Here is a 2,530-nt window from a genome sequence, read left to right as displayed (position 1 = left end):
CAGCAGCGCGAGCACGGGCAACGCGGACGGACGCCACCGGCGGGCGTACCCGGCGGCTCGGCCGCGCAGCTCCCGGCGTAGCTCTTCGGCCTCGTCCGCGAGCGCGGCGGCATCGTCGGGTACGACCACCCGGCCCCACTCGGGCGGCAGGTCGGGCAACCCGGGACCGTCGGCGTCGGCCTTGTCCATCACCACCCCCTCGGACGGTTCCCGCGCCGCCTCCACCACCCTCTCGCCGGTCGCTCTCGACCGTCGCGGGTGCGCGTGCGCGGGCACCCTCCAGCGTCCCGTACCAGGCCCGGGTCCCGCTACCGCTGCCCACACTCCGCAACGGCGGGATATCATAGGGCGGGTGGCGTAGGCCCTGATGTGCGATGCCAGTCGTGATCTTCGATGTTCCTCACCGGACGACGTCCGGGGGTCATCTTCTGATTACGCAGAGTGGTCAAATCATTGTTTGGGCGGTCTGTCAAGCCGAAGAAATACCTCTCACAGGGCCCCTGAGCTGCGCCAACGGTCAGGACAGCGGTGAGACATCGGTGCCTGAGCGTGTTACCCTAGACACAGCGAAAGGGGTTTCGAACCTATGGTTTTCAGTGTCGGCGAGACCGTTGTTTACCCCCACCACGGGGCCGCACTCATCGAGGCAATCGAGACTCGGGTCATCAAGGGCGAGCCGAAGCAGTACCTCGTCCTGAGGGTCGCGCAGGGTGACCTGACGGTCCGGGTGCCCGCCGAGAACGCCGAGATCGTGGGTGTGCGCGAGGTGGTCGGCGAAGAGGGTCTCGGCAAGGTCTTCGACGTTCTCCGGGCTCCGCACACCGAGGAGCCGACCAACTGGTCGCGACGTTACAAGGCAAATCTGGAGAAGCTGGCCTCCGGTAACCCGCTGAAGGTGGCCGAGGTCGTGCGTGACCTGTGGCGCCGGGAGCGGGAGCGTGGGCTGTCCGCAGGTGAGAAGCGGATGCTCGCCAAGGCCCGCGACATTCTCGTCGGCGAGGTCGCGCTGGCCGAGAAGAGCACCAAGGACGAGGCGGAGACGCTGCTCGACAAGGTGCTGACCGAGGCCTAGTCCGCACAGCATCGTCGTACCCACTTCGTAGCGAAGAAACCATCGAGGACCGCGACGTGACCGCGCAGCTGAATCCGCGCGGTGACGTCGCGGTCCTCGTGCCTGCGGCCGGTGCCGGCGTACGCCTGGGGCCCGGCCGTCCGAAGGCACTCCGGCTGTTGGCCGGCGAGCCGCTGCTGGTGCACGCGGTCCGCCGGCTCGCCGCCGCCCCGTCGGTCCACACGATCGTGGTGGCCGCCCCGGTCGCCGACGTCGCGGCGGTACGCGAACTGCTCGCCCCGGTCGCGCCGGTGACGGTGGTGCCGGGCGGGGCGGAACGGCAGGCGTCGGTGGCCGCCGCCCTGGCCGCCGTGCCGGACGGCCCCGAGATCGTCCTGGTGCACGACGCGGCCCGTGCGTTGACCCCACCGGCACTCGTGGAGTCGGTGGCCGCCGCGGTCCGGACCGGTCACGACGCGGTGATCCCCGTGCTGCCGGTGGTCGACACGATCAAGGAGGTCGACGCGGGCGAGGTGGTGCTCGGCACCGTCGACCGGGCCGCGTTGCGGGCCGTGCAGACCCCGCAGGGCTTCCGCCGGGCGGTGCTGACCGACGCGCACGCCGCCGCCGGTGACCCGCTCACCGACGATGCCGGGCTGGTCGAGAAGCGCGGGACACCGGTGTACTGCGTACCCGGGTCGGATCACGCCCTGAAGATCACCCGGCCCTTCGACCTGGCGCTGGCCGAGCACCTGCTCTCCGTCGGCGCCTAGCGCGTACCCTCGTTTCATGATCGTTCCTCGGGTGGCCATCGGCACCGACGTGCACGCCTTCGAGGCTGGTCGGCCGTGTTGGGTGGCCGGTCTGCACTGGCCCGACCAGGATGGCCTGGCGGGGCACTCGGACGCGGACGTCGCCGCCCACGCCGCCTGCAACGCGTTGCTCTCCGCCGCCGGTCTCGGTGATCTGGGCGCCAACTTCGGAGTGGACCAGCCCGAGTGGGCGGGTGCCAGCGGGGTGGCGCTGCTGACCGAGTCGGCCCGTCGGGTCCGGGCCGCCGGTTTCGCCATCGGCAACGTGTCGGTGCAGGTGGTGGGCGTACGCCCGAAGATCGGCCCGCGTCGCGCGGAGGCCGAGCGGGTGCTCTCCGAGGCGGTCGGCGCACCGGTCACCGTCTCCGCCGCCACCACCGACGGCCTGGGCTTCACCGGGCGCGGTGAGGGGCTCGCCGGCATCGCGGTGGCCCTGGTCCACGAGCAGGCGAGCTAGGCTCGCGCGATGTCCGCCGACGTCCCCACCGATCCGCCCGCCGCCGACGGCTACCTGGAGCGCGCCACCCTCCTCGGCGAATTGGGCCGTTACGACGAGGCCGCCGCCGAGCTGGGTTTCGCCCTCGCCCTCGACCCGGCCGCCGTCGAGGTGTCGACGATGCTGGCCCGGGTGCACCTGGCCGCAGGCCGCCCGGCCGAGGCGCTGACC

General features: G+C 71.7%; 4 protein-coding genes and 1 pseudogene. 4 read left to right on the top strand and 1 reads right to left on the bottom strand.

Annotation, left to right across the window (positions count from 1 at the left end; translation table 11 throughout):
* Nucleotides 1–189: pseudogene (locus tag EYA84_RS30430) on the bottom strand (hypothetical protein); the annotation flags it as partial.
* A 397-nt stretch (nt 190–586) separates the two neighbouring features.
* Here EYA84_RS30430 and EYA84_RS30425 point away from each other — a divergent pair.
* From EYA84_RS30425 to EYA84_RS30410, 4 genes are all read left to right on the top strand, one after another.
* The gene (locus EYA84_RS30425; RefSeq protein WP_007073334.1) at nt 587–1,072 is read left to right on the top strand and encodes a CarD family transcriptional regulator; all 486 of its coding nucleotides are present in this window, start codon (nt 587–589) and stop codon (nt 1,070–1,072) included.
* Nucleotides 1,073–1,128: 56 nt separating this feature from the next.
* A complete protein-coding gene (gene ispD, locus EYA84_RS30420; RefSeq protein WP_131057667.1) occupies nt 1,129–1,824 on the top strand; it encodes a 2-C-methyl-D-erythritol 4-phosphate cytidylyltransferase in 696 nt (231 codons plus the stop codon).
* 16 nt (nt 1,825–1,840) lie between these two features.
* On the top strand, nt 1,841–2,320 hold the full coding sequence (gene ispF / locus EYA84_RS30415) for a 2-C-methyl-D-erythritol 2,4-cyclodiphosphate synthase (RefSeq protein WP_131057666.1): 480 nt from the start codon (nt 1,841–1,843) through the stop codon (nt 2,318–2,320).
* Between the two features lie 9 nt (nt 2,321–2,329).
* Nucleotides 2,330–2,530: tetratricopeptide repeat protein (locus EYA84_RS30410; RefSeq protein ID WP_131057664.1), on the top strand; the 201-nt coding region annotated here is incomplete at its 3' end.

It is taken from the genome of Verrucosispora sp. SN26_14.1, assembly GCF_004307965.1.
Taxonomy (GTDB): domain Bacteria; phylum Actinomycetota; class Actinomycetes; order Mycobacteriales; family Micromonosporaceae; genus Micromonospora.
Note: the sequence above shows the minus strand (reverse complement) of the source record. Positions and strands in the feature narration are given on the sequence as shown.